Source organism: Mucilaginibacter sp., from assembly GCF_039925265.1.
Classification (GTDB): domain Bacteria; phylum Bacteroidota; class Bacteroidia; order Sphingobacteriales; family Sphingobacteriaceae; genus Mucilaginibacter.
Map to the genome: position 1 here is coordinate 60,496 of NZ_JBDSZG010000026.1, position 16,438 is coordinate 76,933.

Sequence of the window (16,438 nt, forward strand, 5' to 3'; positions counted from 1 at the left end):
TTTAAAACATAGCGACAAGCATTAGCGCCATTTTAATACAGCTCGATATAACTCACCTGGTTAATAGTGCCGCTATAAGCTTTTTGGTGGCCTTTAAGTAATACATCTACCTGGCCTCGAATAGTTACCATGCGGTTATTCATGTGGGCGGCACTGCCATCCTCTGATGCAAAAAAGCCTTGCTGGGTTCCTTTTAAATAAAGGGGACAATCCTGCGTAAAATTCACCCAAAGGGTCCGGCTGTTGCCATGGTCGGCAAACAGGCTGTCGTTTACCAGCGCCGACAGGTTTTTACCTTCAATGTATTTGCCATATACCTCTACGTACTGTTTATCGTAGTACTTAATACTATCAACCAGGTTGGTGTAGCTTACTTTTTTAAAGGTTATCCCCGCGCTGCAATCGCTGGTGTAAAGCTTTTTGCTATGTGCACAGCCGGAGTACAGCCACATAGCCGAAATTATTACCCATAAAGCATTTACTTTACCCATTTGCCGGCCTTCAAATCAATGGTCTACAAGTTAGGTAAACGGGTGATGACAAATGGTTTATTTAGTGTAATAAATTAGTGATGTTTATTTATTCAACTCCCGCAGTAACTTCCTGATGTAAAAGCCCGCATCCGTCAGTTGTTCATCCCTCCAGCCTCCGTTTGGAGGTGCGCCGGGCTCTAAAATAGCGGTGGTTTCGTCTTTATCGGTCAGGTTCCAGTTGGCCCAGCTTAGCTGGTTTGCCGCCATCCAGTTTACCCACAGCTTTGTTTTCGTTTTGCTGAACTGCCCGTTACCGTTGGCTTCGCCAACGCCCCATTCGGTTATCATCAATGGCAGGCCGAGTTTAATGGCTTTATCACCCTTTGCCCGTAGCCTGTCCTGGTGGCCTTTATCTGAAGCATAAAAATGGAAGGAATAGGCGATATTGCTGAAGCCGGTCACCGGGTTGGCAGCGGCGATATCTACGTCCTGGTCCCAATGCGGGCTGCCTACAATGATGAGGTTTTTAGCATCGTACTTCCTGATCTCGGAGATCACCTGCAGCGCGTAGTTTTTCACCGTGTCCCAGCCAATCCTTTCGGGCTCGTTCCATATTTCATAAATAACATTGGGTACGCCGCTGTATTTTTTGGCCATCTCTGCAAAAAAAGCCTTGGCTTCGGGGGTATGCAGGTGGCTGTTATGGTCGTGCCAGTCTATCAGTACATAAATGCCGTTTTTAATGGCCTGGTTTACAACGGTTATCATCAGCTGCTTTTGCAGGGCTGGTTCCTGCAGGTAACCGTGCCGGGGCTGCACACCCATTGCCGGGCGGATGATGGAAACCTTAAAATCCCTGGCCAGCCAATCAACCACCGCTGGGTTATAATACTTCTTACCCGCCCATAAGCTCCAGGAAAGGCTGATACCCCTTAGCTGCGGCGGAACACCATTTTTATTTACAATTTTACTACCCTTAACGCTTAAAGCACCGTTAACAGCAACTGGTGAACCGGCTGGTTGGCCGATGGCTACGGATAAAACGCTGAGCGTTATCAGAAGCAACAAAACAGATTTCTTCATCATCAGAACAATGTAGGGCAAATGCGCCGCGTAACCTCATGATTGTAATAAATTCATAAGAGTATGCTGAAAATTTAATACACGCTAAAATTAGTTTGCCAATTAATTTAGCAAAAATTGTATATTGAACCGTCTTTAAAAATAACCTGCAACCCGATACCATGCTTTTCACCGAAGACTTTTTGCATTACGTATGGAAGTTCCGCCTGTTCGACAGGCTGAACCTGCGCACAACCGATGGCGAAGAGCTGGAAATTTATTCGGTAGGCCTGCACAACACGCACGCGGGGCCCGACTTTCAGAACGCACGCATCCGCATTGGCGAAACTACCTGGGCGGGCAATGCCGAGCTGCATTTAAGCTCGGCCGACTGGCAGCGCCACGGACATACAGATGATAACGCTTACGACAATGTGATACTGCACGTGGTGTATAACGATGACGCGCCCGTAACGCTGCCGAGCGGCCGCCGTGTACCTACACTGGTGTTGAAGGATCGTATCAGCGCCGACCTGTACCAGCGCTATCACAACCTTGTTTTCGGTAACCAAACCATTATCCCCTGCGAGGCCGGTATTGGCAGGATAGACCCGCTAACGATGCAAAACTGGCTTACCCGCGTGCTGGTGGAGCGCCTGGAAAAACGCGCCGAAGCCGTGAACGCCGCTCTTGCTAATAACCGGGGCGATTGGGAGGAAACGTTTTATCAATATCTGGCCGCTAACTTTGGCTTTAAAACTAATGCGCTACCTTTCGAGTTGCTGGCGAAATCGCTTCCGCAGAATATCCTCGCGAAGCATAAAAATAACCCGTTGCAAATTGAAGCCCTGCTATTTGGGCAGGCCGGCTTTTTGGAAGGTGAATTGGTGGATGACTACCCGCGCAACTTAAAAAAGGAGTACCATTACCTGCGGAAAAAGCTCGGCCTTGTGCCGATAGAGAACCACCTTTGGAAATTCCTGCGGATGAGGCCACAAAACTTCCCTACTATCCGGCTGGCGCAATTTGCGGCGTTGGTGGTGCAAAGCAACCACCTGTTCTCGAAGATACTGGAGGTGAAGGAGGTGAAGCAGCTGCGGGCACTGTTTGCCGATATTAAGGTGAATGATTATTGGGAAAACCATTATCGGTTTGATAAGGACTCTCCGTCTTCAGCCAAACATTTCGGGCAGGCATCGGTAGATACTATACTGCTGAATACGGTAGCTTTATTCCTGTTTAGTTATGGCAAGCACATGCAAACAACCTACTTTACCAGCCGTGCTTTAAAACTTTTAGAAAATATACCTGCTGAAAATAACCATGTTACGGCAGATTTTGCTAACTTAGGGGTGAATATTTTTACAGCGTTCGAGTCGCAGGCATTGCTGGAACTAAAAAATAATTACTGCGATTATAAGAAATGCCTGCAATGCGGCGTTGGAATTAAAATACTAAAACCCGGCTGATATGCTACAACGGATCATCACCTTTTTTGAGCGCTACTCCTTCGGGGTGTGCACTTACCTGGGCGAGCGTTTCAACGTTTCCATCGCCAAAATAAGATTGTTCTTCATCTACTCGTCTTTCCTGGCGGTAGGTTTCCCGCTCATATTTTACTTCTTCGCAGGTATCGTACTGGATTTTCGCAACTATATCAAACGCAGCAGAACGCGCGCTGTGGATATGTGATGTTACAGCTATAGCCTGATATTTTCTTTCGGGTGATTTACTTTATAGCGTATTCGTAGGTAATTGTGTGTTTAAAACCGGTATCATCGGTATACCAGGCACTCTTAGGGAAATCTGCACCGTTATAAGTGAAATTCAATTGAACACCGCCGCTAAATTTTAGCGATAATCTATTGTTAATGGTGTTTGTGGGGAAATTGTTTATAAAGCAGGTATAGTGCGGATTTATGCCTATTACATTCTTGAACGGATTGTTTTTATTATCGTAAGAAACAGGGTAAGCATAAGCCGGATCAAAGAGGGTTGGTGCACCAAAATACACTGTTTGCCCAAGCGCGTTATAAGAACACATACCCAAGTCGCCTAAAAATATGATTTGATTGGTTGCCGTTAACGATACCGGCCACATATATGCGGCTTTTCCATCGTCTGTAGTAGCAGGATAACCCTTTGTCGGCGTTGTTATATCATTATTATAGGAATATAATTTCACCTCGCCGGCTGCGCCATTTACTGTAAAATAAGCTGATTTTACTACTCTGTTTTGATCATCATAAGTATATCTGTAACTTTCATAAACACCCTGTAACGAATCTCTGGACCGATACTCGGCTAAGCGTTTTTTGTCGTCATAAACAAACTCTTCAACATTGGTACGGCTGTAACCTATTTTGGTAGTTATGCGGCTGACAAAATAACGCTCGGGGGCAAAAGTTTCCTCGGGCGTTACTGGTATAACGGGAGTTACCGGCGTAATAGGTGTTACTGGGGTAACGGGCGTAACCGGAGTAACCGTGCCTCCTTTTGAGCAGGATTGTACAGTTAGAAATACAATAAAAAGCAGCTGTAATAAGGAATAGGTTTTTTTCATGAGAGGCGAATATACCTGTTGATAATCAATGTAAGGCTGCCGATATTTTTTTTATTTAAACAAACCCTCGTCCTTGCTAATAAAAGTTGGTCTCATTAAATTCGTGCCCAATCGCTGGTTCAGTTTATCTATCACGTAATCGCAAAGTTCGGGGCTGTAGCGTTCATCGTGCTGGTGCATAAAAAACCAAACGGACTGCAGGCCAAGTTCTTTCCACTGCATAATACGGTCCACCCATTCATCGCAACGCGCGTAATCGGTAGGGTGCAGGCTGTTGCCTACAAAGCGGATAAAAGCGTGTGGCGTGGGTAGCATCATGTGCAGGCAATCGCGGCGACCGCTGGCATCTGTCAATATACTGCCGATATTAAGGCGCTTAAACAGGCTGAAAACGGCTTCCTTATTGGCTGGTACGGAGAACCATTCCTTATGCCTTAATTCCACAAATACGGGTACGTCGGTAGGCAGGCTTTCTAAATAAGCGGTAAGCTCGGGCAGGCTTTTGGGTGTGTAATTATCGCTCAACTGCAAAAACAGCGGACCAAGCTTATCGCCGAAAGCCATAACACCTTCGTAGTAACTGGTGGTTATATCTTCGGCGTTTTTTAAGCGGCGGATGTGGCTGATGCTCTGCGAGAATTTGGGGCAGAACTTAAAATCGGGATTAGCGTCGGCTTTTTCTTTCCATTTGCTGATGGTGGCCGGGCCGTATGTTTGGTAGAAGGTGGCGTTAAGTTCGATGCAGTTAAAGTGCTTTACGTACTCGTCCAAAAAGTTAGCGTCCTTGGTTTTTGGCGGGTAAATTTTGCCTACCCATTCTTTACGCCCCCATTTGGCGCAACCGGCGCGTACCTGCAATGGCCCGGTAGTATTTGCCGACTGCAGGGTTTCCACCGTAAAATCCGGATCGGGCGGAAGGCTGAAATCTACAAAATTGAGTTCTTCGTCGGTTACGCGGCCAAATTCCATATTGCTATAAATTTTTGGCAAGATAAGGCTTACCGGCAGGTTTAAAAAATAAAAGAGGAACGATTATCTCGTTCCTCTTGCCAAATTCAATGGTATTTAAGCATCCGTTACAAAAACATACCGCCCGAAGCTTCTATCCTTTGCGCGTTTATCCAGCGGGCATCTTCCGAGCACAGGAAGGCGATCACGCCGCCAATATCGTCCGGCTGACCGGGGCGACCCAATGCCGTGATGGAGGATATAAAATCGTGCATGCCAGGGTGGCTGTCGAATGCTTTTTTGGTGAAATCAGTTTCGATAATGCCCGGCGCTACCAAATTGGCGGCAATGCCGCGGCTGCCCAGTTCTTTAGCCAGATATTTGGTAAATACCTCTATGGCGCCCTTCATGGATGCATAAGCCGCGTAACCCGGCGTAGCAAAGCGGGTAAGCCCGGTAGAAAGGTTGATGATGCGCCCGCCATTGGCTATGGTGTTGAGCAAGGTTTGGGTTAAAAAGTATACCCCTTTAAAGTGCACGTTGAACAGGTTGTCAAAATCTTCTTCCGTAGTTTTGGCGAACGGCGCGGCAGCATCAATACCAGCATTGTTGATCAGGAAATCGAAAGTGTCGCGATTCCACTTCTCGGTTAAAATGGCGGTTAGCGCTGTTTTAAATCCTTCGAATGACGATACGATGCCCGTATCCAATTGCAGGGCCGCAGCTTTAAGGCCAAGCGATTCAATTTCTGCTACCACTTCGTCGGCTTCCTCTTTTTTGCTGCGGTAGGTTATTATCACATCGTTACCTTTCGACGCCAGTTTTAACGCGGCGTTTTTACCAAGGCCCCTGCTTCCGCCTGTTATGAGTGCAATTTTGTTTGTGGGTTCCATTTCCTTTTTTGTTTTTAGATGATGATACAAAGGTGCAGCAAAAACCGACGCAAAAAATGGTGACTACTTCAGATAAAATGGTGACAGTTTTAGTATTATTAGGGGATTACACCGATTAATGATGATTACACTGATTTTTAACTTGCAGTTGCTCCCTCAAACACCTGCTCTTTATATTCCTTTGGCGTAACACCTTCAAAGCGTTTAAAGAACTTGGTGAAGTTGGATGGATCGAAAGTGAGTTTGTAGGCTATTTCTTTGATGGCGACGTTTTCCTGCAACATGCCTTTGGCGATCTCCATTATCCTTTTTTCGAAAAAAAAGCAGGGCGCTTTGCCGGTAGTGAGTTTAATGGTATTGCTTAAATGGGTAGGGTGTATGTGCAGTATCTCCGCAAAATCGCGGATCTCGAACATATCGGTACGCTTGTCCTGCATAATATCATCCAGGTGCTTATCAATCTCCGCCAAAAAATCAGCGGTGATCTCGTGCCGGCGGGCTAGTATTTTTTTGGGAATAACAGGCGGCATATTGGTATACAGTTACTTTATCAAAGTTAATGATAAAGCGTTTCATTTTTGCAAGGGGAAGGAATGATGAGAATGACGGCGAATCTAACTACACGTCAGCCTTTAACAACCAGCGCCATGCCCAGCGGGTGGCGGTATTAAAGCCGCCCCAGCTGTTTACAAATGCCATAATATCGCCAAGGCAATTTTGTGTGAATTTTAATTTGAAGTTTTTGGATGCCTGTTTAAATACCGCATCAGGGTTTTGCAGGCCTATACGTTCATAAATTTCCTTACGCACATACATGGTACGCACAAAGCAAATATTCATCAATATCACAAAACTGTAAAGGCTTTTTTTGATATATCCTGCGTTAGCCGTGTATTTTTCTAATAAACCCTTTGTAAAGTGGATATGCCTGCCCTCCTCGATGTTGTGCAACTCGAAAACCTTACGCAGCACCACGTAAATTTCTGGTGCACGGCGAGCCGAATTACCGTACATGTCGGTGATCAACTCTACCGAAAGACTGCCCATGAAGAGGTAATCGGCAGGCAGATATTTGGTGCTTATTGTACCCGAAAGTTTGTGCAGCATATTTTGTTTAAGCGGAAGCCCGTTTACGCGTGTTATCGTTTGCGCAAACATCTCCTGGTGGCGGTATTCCTCAATAATTTCGCGTATCAGGAACCGATGTTCCGGACTATCTGGTGGAAGTTCTAATAAGAACTTTGCCATAAAAACACAAAAAAGTGCCTCGCCCCAACCGTAAGAATACAGCACTTGTACCACCTCGTGACGGCCTAAATCAATTTTTTGTTGCCGTGTAAGTTTATCATAAAGTGGTAAGCCCTGCAGAGATGTCAGGAATTCGGGCAGATAGAGGTCGGTCTCCTTTGGCTCCTCTTTCCAGGGCACATAAGTTTCGGGCATCAGCGGGTGCTCTCTGCTTATTTTTACCAGCCTTTCTATTTCCTCTGCCCGCATAGTACGAAGATAGAACAAAAAAAATAGCGATGAATTTCATTTTCATCACTATTAGTAAATTCTTTGAACTTGTGCTTAACTACCTCAAATCTACCAGTTCCGCGCCGGGGTGCGCTTTTTTATCGTAGCTGAAAGTAGCATCGGTTAGTTTGGTAACCGGGGCAAACGTTTTTAGCGTGTAGGTATAACGGCTGCCGTTTTTATCAAATATCATAGCGCTATATAGCTGGTTTTTAACTTTATCCACCATCAACCTCACTTTAAAAAAGCTGGCTTTGCTGTCTTCGGGGGTAAGGTCTATTGCCTGGTAGGTTTTACCGCCGGCTTTTTGCAGGCCTGTGTAAATGTATTTATACCCCTTTTCGTACATGGTGAAGATCTTGGCCGGGTTAAAGCCTTCTTCGCTGTTATCGGCATCGGCTAACTGTACTTCATTGGCATCTTTGAGATAGGTCCACTGGCTTTTGCCATCGCTGATGATCTCCTGCGAAACAGATTTTCCTGTTTCGTAGATAGTTACCTTGTATTTATTGGTTTTCGACCGCGCGATGAGCGTACCCGTTTGCGTTTGTTTGATATTGGCCTGGGCATTATCTACCAGCAAAGTAAAGTCGGTTTTTACGGCATCGTAACTGCGGTATTGTTTGCTCAGCTTGTTTAATATCAGCTTGGCATCGTTGTCTTTCTGGGCAAAGGCACCTGTAAAAGTAAATGCCGATGCCAGTATCAATAGTGCTAATTTTCTCATTTTTGGCGTGTTTGTAAACTTCACAGCATTAACCGCTGGGGTTAATAATAGTTTAGAGTGATGTTATACAATTTAGTTTAATCGCGTGGTTTTTGCAGGCTTTCCAGGTGGCGTTCGAGGCTGTATTCATCGGGGTAAAGCACGTCGCGGGCCTTGCTGCCTTCAAACGGACCAACTATGCCGGCTGCTTCCAGCTGATCGATTATACGGCCGGCGCGGTTGTAACCCAATTTCATTTTACGCTGGATAAGCGAGGTGGACCCCTGCTGGTGCAGAACGATCAATCGGGCTGCTTCTTCAAACATCGGGTCGCGGTCATCCGGGTCGTATTCTTTGGAACTGCTGCCTGCTTCGCCTTCACCTACATATTCGGGTAGCATCATGGCCGAGGCATAACCGCGCTGGTTGCCAATGTAATCAGATATACGCTCTACCTCGGGCGTATCTACAAAGGCGCACTGCAGGCGTATCAAATCGCTGCCGGTGCTGAGGAGCATATCCCCGCGACCGATCAGCTGATCGGCACCGCCGGCATCTAATATGGTGCGCGAATCTATCTTAGATAATACCCTGAAAGCTAAACGGGCCGGGAAGTTGGCCTTAATAGTACCCGTAATTACGTTTACAGATGGGCGCTGCGTGGCAATTACCAGGTGGATGCCCACCGCACGGGCCAGCTGGGCAATACGCGCTATCGGCTGCTCTACTTCTTTACCGGCGGTCATCATCAGGTCGGCAAACTCATCTATGATGAGCACAATGAAGGGCAGGTAACGGTGTTTCTCCGGATCGCTTATTTTGCGGTTTACGTATTTTGCGTTGTATTCTTTTAAGTTACGTACCTGTGCATCTTTCAGCAGGTCGTAGCGCTGGTCCATCTCAATACAAAGCGAATTGAGCGTATTCACCACCTTTTTTGTATCGGTGATAATAGCGTCCGCCTCATCGGGCAGTTTGGCCAAAAAGTGCCTTTCTATCTTGCGGAAGAGGGTGAGCTCTACTTTCTTTGGATCTACCAGTACAAACTTCAGTTCGGATGGGTGCTTTTTGTACAGCAGCGATACCAAAATAGCGTTGATACCTACCGATTTACCCTGTCCGGTAGCACCGGCAACCAGTAAGTGGGGCATCTTGGCCAAATCGGCAATAAACACTTCATTGCTAATGGTTTTACCCATGGCGATAGGCAGGTCCATGGTGTTCGTCTGCCACTTTTCGGTAGCCAAAACCGAGCGCATCGACACCATCTCCGGGTGCTGATTTGGCACCTCGATACCGATAGTACCCTTACCCGGCATCGGTGCGATGATACGGATCCCCAAAGCCGCGAGGCTCAGGGCGATATCATCCTCCAGATTCTTAATTTTAGAGATCCGCACACCCGGCGCGGGGATAATTTCGTACAGCGTAACCGTTGGGCCAATGGTGGCTTTTATCTTATCAATCTCAATATTATAGTGGTTCAGCGTTTCAACAATTTTGTTTTTGTTGGCCTCCAGTTCGTCGCTGTTTACGGGGATCTTGTTAGAACCATAGTTCTCCAGCAGGTCCAGCGTAGGATATTTGTAAGATGCAAGCTCCAGTTTATGGTCGTAGGTGCCAAACTGGTCTACCAATGATTGTGCTTTATCGTCGTCGCTTTTCTCAATGTTTAAAATAGGGGTAGGGCGCACCACGTCAATGGTCAGCGGGATTTCGTTATCCTCTTCCGGCTCGCTGGGCGTGTACGAGGTTGGCGTAAGCACCAAAGGCTCGTGTTTGGGTATATTTTGCTGCATCGGCTGCTGCCTTAGCGGCTCGGGCGCTACCGTGGTAACCACATCCTCATTTAATACATTATTCCTCGGGCGGTTACCTTTTGGCCATTCTACCGGCAGGGAAATATCTTCGTCTTCCATATCCACCGGCTCGGGCGAAACTTCATCAACCTCAACCGGGTTAGTCGTCCGGTTACGGGCGGGGAGTTTAAAATCGATATTATAGGCTATTACCAGCACGGTTAACCCGGCAAATGCCAGGATGCCGCCGGTGCCCGCATGGCCAACCTGCACACTTAATAGCCGGTTGCTCCAGTAACCAAACTCACCCTCCAAAAAGTGGGGGTAATCTATGATCATAGCGTGGATAAAACCAATGGTAACCGACAGGAATATCATAGTAAAAATGCTGTATGCCAGCATTTTAGTTATCGATAAAAGCTTTACCTTAAATACCAACCTAAAACCGATAACAAAGAAAATAAACACGAAAATAAACGATGCCACGCCAAACCATTGGTAAATAAACTGGTTGGCCAGCAGCGCGCCGAATATTCCCAGCCAGTTATCAACCGGGTTGGTAATGCCGCTTTCTATGAGTTCTTTGGAGGATTTGAACATGTTATGCCAGCCGCCGTTTGCTGCCGATACGTAACTTTGGTCCTGCTCCCAGGTGAACAGGTAGGAGGTGAACGCGATGAGGAAAAATACCGCGAGCACCAAAAAGAAAAGCCCCGCTATTTTTAAGATCCGGCCATCCTGCAGATCAAAAATGGGCAGGCGCTCTACCTGCTGTTTTATTGTTTTTGGCCTTTCGGCTTTAGCACCCGGCTTGCGCGGCACTTCTTCATCCTTAAAACTATTAGTCCTGAACTGGTTTCCTTTTACTGGCATCCTGCTTTCTCCGCACGTTTAATTGCAAATATAAAGTTATTAGAATTAATTCGTATTAACGGGATTGGGGAGATTTTTTTGATTGGGGAGATTTAGCGTGGAGTAGGGAGTGGTGAATGGTGAGCAGTGAGATGAAATAGCGAGCAGCCATGCTCCTCGTTGCCCTAAACAGGGTGTACCATTTTAAGTATGGTACAGAATGGTACAGCGTGGGACACTTTTGGTACATACCTCCTCTCATCCAGGCAAGTGTGGGCACTTGCCGCGGTGGTGTGTTTTTGTAACAGACGCAATATTGCGTCTCTACTGTGAATGGCATTAAAAAAGCCCCTCGCTATTAAGCAAAGGGCATGTCAATAAATTGCAGCTCAGGTTTTACAAACCAAATCCATAGGCTATGCGCAAGCCGAGTACGCCATAATTTTGGCCCTGGCCCGAAAAGCTTTCGTAACGCAAGCCAATATCCCATTTTTTGGAGGCGTAACCGATGGCCGGCGATGCGATCAGTTTAGAGTTCCCTCCGCCGTTATCAACTTCAAAGCCTGCACCAACCTCCGCACCCACATATAGGTTTGATGATACAAACGCCTTAATTCCGGCTTTAACCGGGATGATATCAAGGTCGTTTTGCATTCTTTCACCGGCACCCAAAACGCCCTGTGGCAGGTAAATTGGCTTGGTGAAAAAATGGTAAAATCCGGATGTAAAGGTTAGTGCCACGTTATCGGCAATGCCATACTGCAAGCGTGGTGTAAGGCCTATGCCAAAGTTTGCAGCATCGGTGAAACTGCCAACAGGTAAAAGCCCATCTACACCAATGCCGAAGCGTAATTTACTTTTTGAAATAGATTGGGCGCTGGCACTTGTGCCGATAAATAATGCTAACGCGACGAAGGTTGCCGCTACTAATTTTGTTACTGTTTTCATGAAAAGATTTAGCGTGTAAATATCGCATTAACGGCAAAAACAGCCATTCCCGTACAATGCCGGGGAGAAATTGTAAGTGTTATTTGTTATCTGCTTCATTTGCTTTAAGTTAAAATGTTATTGCGTTCGGGTTAATAAGGCTGCCTTGCCTGGCGGCGCTTTGCATTAAAGGGATATTTCTTAATTTTAGTAACATAACAAGGAATGCCTAATCCAACCAATATAATCCCCAAGTATTTAGCAAAATGATCAAAAAAATACCTACCTTTTTATTGCTGGCCTTAGCGCTTAGCCGTGCCGTTAACGCGCAAACCCTTAACAAACCCAAACTGGATAGCCTGCTGGATGTACTCGCCGCCAATAACAAAACCATGGGCAGCCTGGCCATATCAAAAGATGGTAAGCTGATTTACCAAAAATCGGTTGGCTACAGCTCGGTTGAGGCAAAAACGCCAGCTGATGCGCACACCAAATACCGTATCGGTTCCATTAGCAAAATATTTACCGGGGTGATTGTTTTTCAATTGATAGAGGAGGGTAAACTATCGCTTGATGCAACGCTGGATAAATTTTACCCGCAGATGCCCAACGCCGCTAAAATTACCGTTGCCCAAATGCTGAGCCACCACAGCGGCCTCTTCAATTTTACCAACGACCCGGGCGTGGTGGCTTACATGACCAGCCCGCAAACGCATGAGCAAATACTGGCCCGGATGGTTGCGCAAAAGCCATCTTTTGAGCCTGGTGCCAAATACCAGTACAGCAATACCAACTTTGTAATGCTGAGCTACATCATCGAAAAAATTACCGGCAAGACATACCTCGAAGAGGTGAAGAAACGCGTCATATCTAAAGCAGGTTTAAAGGATACATACTACGGCGGCAAGATTACGGTGGCTGATAACGAGGCGCAATCTTACAATTTTGCCGGCAGTTGGAAGCTGCTGCCCGAAACGGATATGAGCGTTCCATCGGGCGCGGGCGCCATGGTATCTACCCCGGCCGATCTGGATAAATTTATAGAGGCGCTGTTTGCCGGCAAGCTCATTAGCATGGCAAGTTTAGAGCAAATGAAACCGACTACCGAAAATTACGGCAAGGCCATGCATAAAACGCCTTTTAAAGATAAAACGGGCTATGGGCATGGTGGTGCTATAGATGGCTTCCTGTCTTCGCTGGAGTATTTTCCTGAAGACAAGCTCGCCATTTCGTACACCAAAAATGGTGGCAATTACTCCCCGGAAGAGGTAGTGACGGGTGCGCTCTCCATTTACTTTAATAAACCTTATACCATTCCAACTTTCGTAACTTTAAAGGCGGAAGGACTGGAAAAATATACCGGTGTATACGCCAGCCTGGCTTTGCCGCTTAAAATAACGGTAACTAAAGATGGGAACACACTTATTGCGCAGGCAACAGGGCAGGGCGCATTCCCGTTGGATGCAACAAGCACACCCGACAAGTTTGTTTTTGAACGCGCGGGCGTGGTGATGGAGTTTAAGCCAGCCGATGGCCAGTTCACCCTGAAACAGGGTGGAGGCGAGTTTGTATTTACTAAAGAGAAGTAGTGAGGGTGGGTAGTAAGTAGTGAGTAGTGAGTAGTGAGTGGTATATTGCGGCAAATGTACGCACTTGCCGCAATGATGCGCTGTACTTTACTCGAACTGTAGTTCCCATTTATCTTCGCCGGCGTCCACCACCCTGAAAATGGTTTTTTCTACCGATTTGTTACCATCTGCCGATTGCAGGGTAACGGTTTCGTGGTCGTGATACTCTTCGGATTTGGATACCATAATGGCGGTCATGCCTTCGGGGCTGCCTTGTATTGTTATCGTTCTCATATTGCTGGGGCTTTTAGTTGTTATGATAACAACGGGCCGGCAAATAAGTTTCTGTACAGCATTCCTATTAACTATTCACCATTCTCTATTCACCACTCACTCAAACTTCCGCATACACATCTCGCAATAATAACTGGTGCGGTGCGATCTCCCGGTATCTCGTTTAATGAATGGCACCTCGTCCCTCGGACAGATCTTTTTATCGTAAGCCTTCCAGTTTTTTTTAAGCTTACCGGTCTTCTTCTGCTCCAGAAATTCGAAGCTGTAATTAATAGACTCCGCTATCAGCTCTTTTACTTTTTTAACAGGGAGAGCGCTCACTAAACTTTCGGGATGGACACGAATACGGAACAGTACCTCGTTTTTGATGATGTTGCCCACGCCGGCAAAAAGGTTTTGGTCCATCAGCGCATCGCACACCAGCAGATGGGGGAGGGCTTTCATCTTTTTAACGGCGTTTTTGGCGTCCCAGTTGGTGCTCATTACGTCAGCGCTCCAATCGTAGATCTCGTCCAGCGGTTCGTCAATTAGCTTTAACTGGCTGGCGTAAAAATTCAGCTCGCCGCCGTTCTCAAATTGCAGGTGCAAGCGGGCGGGCTTTTCGGTATGTGAGTTGATGCGGTAGGAGCCAAACATCATCATGTGTACCCTCACCGTTAAATTTGGGAAGCATATTAAAAAGTGCTTGCCCCAGCTTTTAATATCGGTTACGGTTTGGTTTACCAGCAGCGCCGCATCTATAGCGCGGTTGTTGCAGCTTGCGGCAACAATTTTTTGCCCTTTAAACTGCATTGCTGCTTCTTTTAAAATAACAATAATTGGCCCTTCAGGCATAATATCATCAAGCTCCCTAATAGGGGAGTGTTTAAAGAAACAATTACGCGGCGGAAAGTTTTTTGCGGTTGTTACGTTTATAAAGGCTTTGCGGATTTTTGGTGGGGACACCAAAAATAGGGGAAGGGAGGGCGTGTTAACTCTGCAGCTTATTTTGCCTCAAGTGAAGAAGCAACCTCATCGAATATGTACTAACAATAATTAGTAGTTTTGGCTTTGGTTTTTCTATTGATGCAACGGTGAATATTGGAACTTCACATTATACTGGAGACGTAAGTAAACTGATCCAAGCATGCTGTCGACCCAGTCCGCCAAGGGTGATCATCCTGACGTCTGGATAAGCGGGGGCATAGCCACTGGGGGTAAGTAATACCTTTATCATTGGGGGAGTTATAAATAGTATGAAAGTTAACAAAAGCAAAGTAATTATTTACGGATTCGGTATTTTATTATTTGTTGTGATAGATCACTTTGCAGGTATTGACAATGGAAATAAATTCCGTCAATTCTACAACACCGATATATCTGGGCATATTAGCGAAATTAGCCCACATAAAGGAGCCGTTGATATCACGGTACGAGGTAAGACCTTCACATTTAGTCCGACTTTTGTTGACAATAAAACAGACTTTCAGTTTTTTGCAAAAGTTGGCGATAGTGTATTAAAAAGTGCCAAATCCGATACATTGAAACTTGTTCGCAATGGCAAAATATATCCATACACGTTCAGTAAATTATAGCCAATAACAAACTTGCATCATTTTGTTCCATTGGCCTAAAGGAGTGGGTCAGCCTGGCTCGAGTATGCCGCGTAGGCCAAGTATGGAGAGTACACCGGCAACCAGCTGTAATCCGTAAGCGGGCTCATTACCGGTATTTACACCTACGACGCCAACGGCAATGTATTGTTTGATGCCCGCAATGGTAAAACGAATACCTATAACCTGTTGAACTTGCCGCAAACGGTTAGCATGACGTTTGGCTCGCAAATCAAAAACTCCCCCTTCAGGGGGCTGGGGGGCTTACCCTTAATGTTTTTTCTTCTTCAGCAATCCACCGGTGGTATCATCCACGCTTTGCTGTACAATAAAGGCAGCCGGGTCTATCTTTAATATTTCGCGTTTAATAAGGGGGACTTCCAGGCGGGTTGCTACAGTGAAGATAATTTCGCGGGGCGAGTTGATATGACCATCCTTGCCGTAGCCGCTTTTGCCCTGGTAAACAGTAACGCCCCGGCCCAGGTTCTGGGTAATAGCCATCCTGATCTCTTCGCCTTTGGCGGATACTACCGTCATACCGGTGTATTGCTCCAAACCGTTTAGTATCAGGTCTATCATTTTAGATGCGGATAGGTAAGTAAGGATGGAGTAAAGCCCTTGTTCAACACCTAAAACAAAAATTGCCGCTATAAAAATGAATACGTTCAGTGTTAATATCACATCGCTTACCCGCACTATTTGTGTGCGCTTGCTTACCAGCACGGCGGCTATTTCGGTACCATCCAACACCGCTCCGCCACGAATGGCGAGCCCGATACCCGCGCCAATGAACACACCGCCAAAAACGGCCGTCAGCAACTTATCGGGCGTAACATCAGGGAATTTTACAAATGCCAGCACCAGGGCCAGGCCGCCAATAGCCAGCGCACTGCGCGTTGCAAAACCAAGGCCCAGTTTGCGGTACCCTAAAAACAGGAAGGGCAGGTTAATTACAAATATTAATATGGATAGGGGTAGGTGGGTAACATCTGCCAACAGGATGGAGATGCCGGTTACGCCCCCATCAATAAAATGGCTGGGCAGCAAAAAACCTTTAAGCCCCATCCCTGCGGATAGGATACCTAATATAACGAGGGTGACATCTACAATGTATGATCTGTATTTCATGGCATCGTAATGTAGCGAAAAGTTTGCGGTTTGCCGTTCCCTGGTTGCTGTAAATGGTGGTTTTTACCTAAATATTATACTTGGGTCCGTAAGGTAAACCGCTATCGGCTTGCCG

The 16,438-nt window shown here is 46.3% G+C and carries 18 protein-coding genes; 4 read left to right on the plus strand and 14 right to left on the minus strand.

Annotated features, from left to right (window positions below; genetic code table 11):
- Positions 1-32: 32 nt before the first annotated feature.
- On the minus strand, positions 33-491 hold the full coding sequence (locus ABIX36_RS12380) for a hypothetical protein (protein WP_348082475.1): 459 nt from the start codon (positions 489-491) through the stop codon (positions 33-35).
- Positions 492-575: 84 nt separating this feature from the next.
- Positions 576-1,559, minus strand: a complete 984-nt coding sequence (locus ABIX36_RS12385; protein WP_348082476.1) for a glycoside hydrolase family 5 protein — start codon at positions 1,557-1,559, stop codon at positions 576-578.
- A gap of 158 nt (positions 1,560-1,717) precedes the next feature.
- On the opposite strand from ABIX36_RS12385, the gene ABIX36_RS12390 reads away from it, so the two are divergent.
- Positions 1,718-3,004, plus strand: a complete 1,287-nt coding sequence (locus tag ABIX36_RS12390) for a DUF2851 family protein (protein WP_348082477.1) — start codon at positions 1,718-1,720, stop codon at positions 3,002-3,004.
- A gap of 1 nt (position 3,005) precedes the next feature.
- Entirely contained in the window at positions 3,006-3,227 is a 222-nt protein-coding gene (locus ABIX36_RS12395) for a PspC domain-containing protein (protein ID WP_191191704.1), read from the plus strand.
- A 37-nt stretch (positions 3,228-3,264) separates the two neighbouring features.
- On the opposite strand, the gene ABIX36_RS12400 is transcribed toward ABIX36_RS12395, so the two are convergent.
- From ABIX36_RS12400 to ABIX36_RS12435, 8 genes are all read right to left on the minus strand, one after another.
- Positions 3,265-4,098, minus strand: a complete 834-nt coding sequence (locus ABIX36_RS12400) for a hypothetical protein (protein ID WP_348082478.1) — start codon at positions 4,096-4,098, stop codon at positions 3,265-3,267.
- Positions 4,099-4,149: 51 nt separating this feature from the next.
- The gene (locus ABIX36_RS12405; protein WP_348082479.1) at positions 4,150-5,088 is read right to left on the minus strand and encodes a DUF72 domain-containing protein; all 939 of its coding nucleotides are present in this window, start codon (positions 5,086-5,088) and stop codon (positions 4,150-4,152) included.
- A gap of 86 nt (positions 5,089-5,174) precedes the next feature.
- Positions 5,175-5,939 (minus strand): SDR family oxidoreductase, encoded by a 765-nt coding sequence (locus ABIX36_RS12410; RefSeq protein ID WP_348082480.1) that lies wholly within the window; start codon positions 5,937-5,939, stop codon positions 5,175-5,177.
- Between the two features lie 137 nt (positions 5,940-6,076).
- On the minus strand, positions 6,077-6,469 hold the full coding sequence (locus ABIX36_RS12415) for an AraC family transcriptional regulator (protein ID WP_348082481.1): 393 nt from the start codon (positions 6,467-6,469) through the stop codon (positions 6,077-6,079).
- 88 nt (positions 6,470-6,557) lie between these two features.
- On the minus strand, positions 6,558-7,436 hold the full coding sequence (locus ABIX36_RS12420) for a diiron oxygenase (protein ID WP_348082482.1): 879 nt from the start codon (positions 7,434-7,436) through the stop codon (positions 6,558-6,560).
- A 79-nt stretch (positions 7,437-7,515) separates the two neighbouring features.
- Complete coding sequence (locus ABIX36_RS12425) at positions 7,516-8,184, minus strand: outer membrane lipoprotein carrier protein LolA (RefSeq protein WP_348082483.1); 669 nt, start codon at positions 8,182-8,184, stop codon at positions 7,516-7,518.
- A gap of 77 nt (positions 8,185-8,261) precedes the next feature.
- Entirely contained in the window at positions 8,262-10,835 is a 2,574-nt protein-coding gene (locus tag ABIX36_RS12430) for a DNA translocase FtsK 4TM domain-containing protein (RefSeq protein ID WP_348082484.1), read from the minus strand.
- A gap of 375 nt (positions 10,836-11,210) precedes the next feature.
- The gene (locus ABIX36_RS12435) at positions 11,211-11,762 is read right to left on the minus strand and encodes a hypothetical protein (RefSeq protein ID WP_348082485.1); all 552 of its coding nucleotides are present in this window, start codon (positions 11,760-11,762) and stop codon (positions 11,211-11,213) included.
- A gap of 245 nt (positions 11,763-12,007) precedes the next feature.
- On the opposite strand from ABIX36_RS12435, the gene ABIX36_RS12440 reads away from it, so the two are divergent.
- The gene (locus ABIX36_RS12440; protein WP_348082486.1) at positions 12,008-13,330 is read left to right on the plus strand and encodes a serine hydrolase domain-containing protein; all 1,323 of its coding nucleotides are present in this window, start codon (positions 12,008-12,010) and stop codon (positions 13,328-13,330) included.
- Between the two features lie 87 nt (positions 13,331-13,417).
- On the opposite strand, the gene ABIX36_RS12445 is transcribed toward ABIX36_RS12440, so the two are convergent.
- Together ABIX36_RS12445 and ABIX36_RS12450 are read right to left on the minus strand one after the other, a co-directional pair.
- Entirely contained in the window at positions 13,418-13,603 is a 186-nt protein-coding gene (locus tag ABIX36_RS12445) for a hypothetical protein (protein WP_348082487.1), read from the minus strand.
- Between the two features lie 96 nt (positions 13,604-13,699).
- Positions 13,700-14,437, minus strand: a complete 738-nt coding sequence (locus ABIX36_RS12450; protein ID WP_348082488.1) for a DNA-formamidopyrimidine glycosylase family protein — start codon at positions 14,435-14,437, stop codon at positions 13,700-13,702.
- A gap of 401 nt (positions 14,438-14,838) precedes the next feature.
- Between ABIX36_RS12450 and ABIX36_RS12455 the strand changes: the two genes are divergently transcribed.
- Positions 14,839-15,177 carry a hypothetical protein gene (locus tag ABIX36_RS12455; protein WP_348082489.1) on the plus strand — a complete coding sequence of 113 codons (339 nt, stop codon included), beginning with the start codon at positions 14,839-14,841 and terminating at the stop codon, positions 15,175-15,177.
- A 48-nt stretch (positions 15,178-15,225) separates the two neighbouring features.
- Here ABIX36_RS12455 and ABIX36_RS12460 read toward each other — a convergent pair whose 3' ends face one another.
- Together ABIX36_RS12460 and ABIX36_RS12465 are read right to left on the minus strand one after the other, a co-directional pair.
- Positions 15,226-15,399: a hypothetical protein gene (locus tag ABIX36_RS12460; RefSeq protein WP_348082490.1), complete on the minus strand. Its 174-nt coding sequence runs from the start codon at positions 15,397-15,399 to the stop codon at positions 15,226-15,228.
- A gap of 66 nt (positions 15,400-15,465) precedes the next feature.
- Positions 15,466-16,323 carry a YitT family protein gene (locus tag ABIX36_RS12465; RefSeq protein ID WP_348082491.1) on the minus strand — a complete coding sequence of 286 codons (858 nt, stop codon included), beginning with the start codon at positions 16,321-16,323 and terminating at the stop codon, positions 15,466-15,468.
- Positions 16,324-16,438: the final 115 nt, after the last annotated feature.